The sequence below is a fragment of the Synechococcus sp. H55.9 genome, assembly GCF_047462355.1.
Classification (GTDB): Bacteria; Cyanobacteriota; Cyanobacteriia; order Thermostichales; family Thermostichaceae; genus Thermostichus.
In genome coordinates, this window is sequence record NZ_JANSJB010000030.1 from 21,711 (window position 1) to 25,254 (window position 3,544).

Genomic DNA, 3,544 nt, shown 5'->3' on the forward strand with positions numbered 1-3,544 from the left:
GAGGTCTATCTCAGAGATGTAGCCAGCGTGCGGGATGAGTTTGCCGAGCGCACCTCCCTAACCCGCATCCACTTCCGCAGCGACGAGCCCATCACAGAGCCCTATCCGGATCCGCGCCGCCGCTCGACGGGAGAGTGGATCACCCAGCCGGCGGTCACCATCGGCATTGCCAAGAAGCCGGGAACCAACGCGGTCACCGTAGCCAAGGCCATTTTTCGGCGGCTGGAAGAGTTGCGGCCGCAGTTGCCTCCCGGGATCCAGGTTGCCGTCACCCGCAACGACGGGCGGACGGCCTCAAAAGCGGTTGGGAACCTCTACAACAGCCTCTTCCAGGCCATCGGCATTGTGGTGGGCCTGTTGTTGATCTTCCTGGGCTGGCGGGAGGCGGCCATTGTGGCTTTTGTAATCCCGTTAACTTTGGCCGGCACGCTGGGCGTGGGCTGGGTTGCCGGCCAAACGATTAACCGCATCACCCTCTTTGCCCTGATCCTGGCCCTGGGCACCTTGGTGGACGACGCCATCGCCGTTACGGAGAATATCCACCGTCGCTTTGAGCTGCGCCCCGGCATGAACTTTCGCGAGAAGGTGGAGGAGGCGATTGCCGCGGTGGAGGAATTGGGTGTGCCGGTTATTCTCTCCACCATCACGGTCATTTTGGCCTTCCTGCCCATGCGCTTTGTCACGGGGATGATGGGGCCCTACATGGGGCCGATCCCTTTTAATGTGCCGGTGGCGATGATCATCAGCACAACGCTGGCCCTGACGGTTACCCCCTTTCTGGCGGCCCGCTGGATTCGCCTCAAGTCCTCCACCGAGGCCTCTCCACCCCAGCTCGCTCTGGAAGAAACGCGCCTGTATCGGCTCTACCGCCGCGTGATGCAGCCGCTGCTGGAGTCGGCCTTCCGGCGGCGTCTGCTGATCGGGGTGGTCACCGGCCTGTTCTTGGCCAGCTTTCTCCTACCCCTGACCCAGGTGGTAAAGTTTCGCATGCTGCCCAAGGCGGACAAGGACACCTTCCTAGTGCAGTTGGATATGCCGCGGGGGACGGAGCTGGCCGCTACCGACGCTGTAGCCCGCGAGCTGGAGGAGGTGCTCAAGCAGGATGCCGAGGTGTTTAGCTTTGAAACCTACGTGGGTACAGGAGCGCCGGTGGACTTCAACGGCCTGCTGCGGGGATCCTACCGCCGCGAGGGCGAGGATGTGGCCGACATCCGCGTCCACCTCAGCCAGCCGGAAGCCCGTCGGATCGACTCGGAAGGGATCGTGCTGCGCCTACGGCCTGCTATGCAAGCGGTGGCGGAGCGGCACAACGCCATCGTCAAGCTGGTGGAAGATCCACCTGGGCCGCCCGTGCGGTCTACCCTGCTGGCAGAAATCTATGGCCCCGACTACGCCCAACTGCGGCAGTTGGCCAAGCAGGTGCGCCAGGTGTTTGGCGAGACGGAGGGCGTGGTGGACATCGACGACTCGGTGAAAAACCCCATTCCCCAGTTGACCCTGAAGGTGGATCCGGAGCGGGCCAACCGCGTCGGCCTGACCACGGCGGAGGTCTCCCAGACCTTGAGCTTGGCCCTGCGGGGATCCACCGTCAGCATCCTGCAACTGCCCGGGGAGCTGACACCCGTGGGGATCCATGTCCGCCTCGAGCCGTCGGCCCGGCAAAGCCTGGAGGATCTCAACCGCATTCAACTGCCGACGCCGACGGGATCCCTGGTTCCCCTGTCGGAGCTGGTGGAGTGGGTGCCCACAGTGGCCGACGAGCCCATCTTCCATAAAGACCAGCGGCCCGTGGCCTACGTAATGGGCGAGATGGCCCGCCGCTCCTCGGTCTATGCAGTCTTGGATCAAATAGCCTATTTCTGGCGGCATCCCCTGCCCAAGGGCTTTTGGATCCAGTGGGATGGGGAATGGAAGCTGACCCTAGACGTGTTCCGGGATCTGGGCCTCGCGATGCTGGTGGCCATTTTGTTGATCTATCTCATCCTGGTGGGCCAGTTCCGCAGCTTCAAGGTTCCGCTGATCATCCTGGGCAGCATTCCCCTAGCCCTCATCGGCATCCTGGTGGGCTTTAGCCTCAACGGAGTGTACTTCAGCGCCACGGCCATGATTGGGGTGATCGCCTTGGCGGGGATCGTGGTGCGCAACGCCATCGTCTTGCTGGAGTTTATCGCCGATCAGCGGGCCCAGGGGGTCAGCCTGGAAAAAGCCATTGTGGCAGCCGGGGCCGTTCGCTTTCGTCCGATTTTGCTGACCAGCATCACCACCATGCTGGGCACGGTACCCATCTTGTCCGACCCGGTGTGGTCAGGCTTGGCCTGGACGCTGTTGACGGGGATGTTGACCTCTTCCGCCTTGACCTTGGTGGTCATTCCCATCTGGTTCTACGGGGAGCAAATCCGCCTTGCCAAAGCCAAGCCGGCTCTGGAGCACCAGCCATCCCACCCGTAGAGAAACTTTTTGACATCCACCCTTCGAGAAGGAGACAAGACGATGTGGACATACCTGAGAAGATGGCTCTTGCTGGCGGTGGCCTTAGGCAGCTTGGGCTGGGGCGCTGCCGCAGCCTTGGCCCAGCCGGATCCCGCCCAACTGGCCAAAGCGGTGGAGTCCGTAGAATACCTGGATCAACTGCGGCACGGCCTGGCGGCCAGCTTGGCCGGATCCCCACCTGCGGGGGTGGATGCCGAGACCTTCAAACAGGTTTGTCGCCCTGTGGCGGTGCAGGCGCAGGCCCTGGCCCAAGAAAATGGCTGGCAAGTTAAGCAAATTGCCCAAAAGTACCGTAACCCGGAGCACGCCCCCGACAATCTACACGCCACGATGGCCCTGGCCCGTTTCCAGCGGGATCCGGAGCTCATTGGCTTTTGGGAGCGGGAAGTGCTGGCTGGCCAGAGGGGCATTCGCTACTACCGCCGCATCAACGTCGAGGCTAGCTGCCTGGCCTGTCATGGGCCCAAGGACTCGCGACCGGCCTTCATTGTCAGCAAGTACCCCCAAGACCGGGCCTACGACTTCAAGGTGGGAGACCTGCGGGGCATGTACGCCGTGTTCATTCCCGAAGAGGAGGAATCTCCTCAATAGCCCCTTGTCCCAGGGAGAGGAAGGGGACTCTGTATTATCTTTTTATCGACATATAGTTATATAGTTTGTCAAAATAATAATAGGAGAGGGTTACCAAGGAGTTGATTTCTATGGACGCTGCCCTGGTTCCGTTTGAAGAGCCGCCGCTGTCGCGGCGCCGTTTTCTCAACTTCCTGACCGGCTCGGCGCTGGCGGCGGTGGCGGGTTCGGTGCTCTACCCGCTGGGCCGCTATCTCATCCCGCCGGCGGAGGGATCCGCCCATGGATCGGCCCTGGCCAAAGACAAGCTGGGGAACCCGATCCCGGCGGAGCAGATCTTGGCAGAGCCGCCTGGGACGCGGGCGCTGGTGGCGGGTCTGGCGGGGGAGCCCACCTACCTCACCGTTAGGGAGGGGGGGAAGCTGGACGAGCAAGGGCTGGTGAACAACTGTACCCACCTGGGCTGCACCTTCCCGTGGAACCC

The 3,544-nt window shown here is 62.4% G+C and carries 2 protein-coding genes and 1 pseudogene; all 3 read left to right on the forward strand.

The window, feature by feature from the left end; genetic code table 11:
* Positions 1-2,448: efflux RND transporter permease subunit (locus NW857_RS05805; RefSeq protein ID WP_414368280.1), on the forward strand; the 2,448-nt coding region annotated here is incomplete at its 5' end.
* 42 nt (positions 2,449-2,490) lie between these two features.
* A complete protein-coding gene (locus NW857_RS05810; protein WP_414333930.1) occupies positions 2,491-3,081 on the forward strand; it encodes a DUF3365 domain-containing protein in 591 nt (196 codons plus the stop codon).
* A 110-nt stretch (positions 3,082-3,191) separates the two neighbouring features.
* Positions 3,192-3,544 (forward strand): annotated as a pseudogene (locus NW857_RS05815) (cytochrome b6-f complex iron-sulfur subunit 1); the annotation flags it as partial.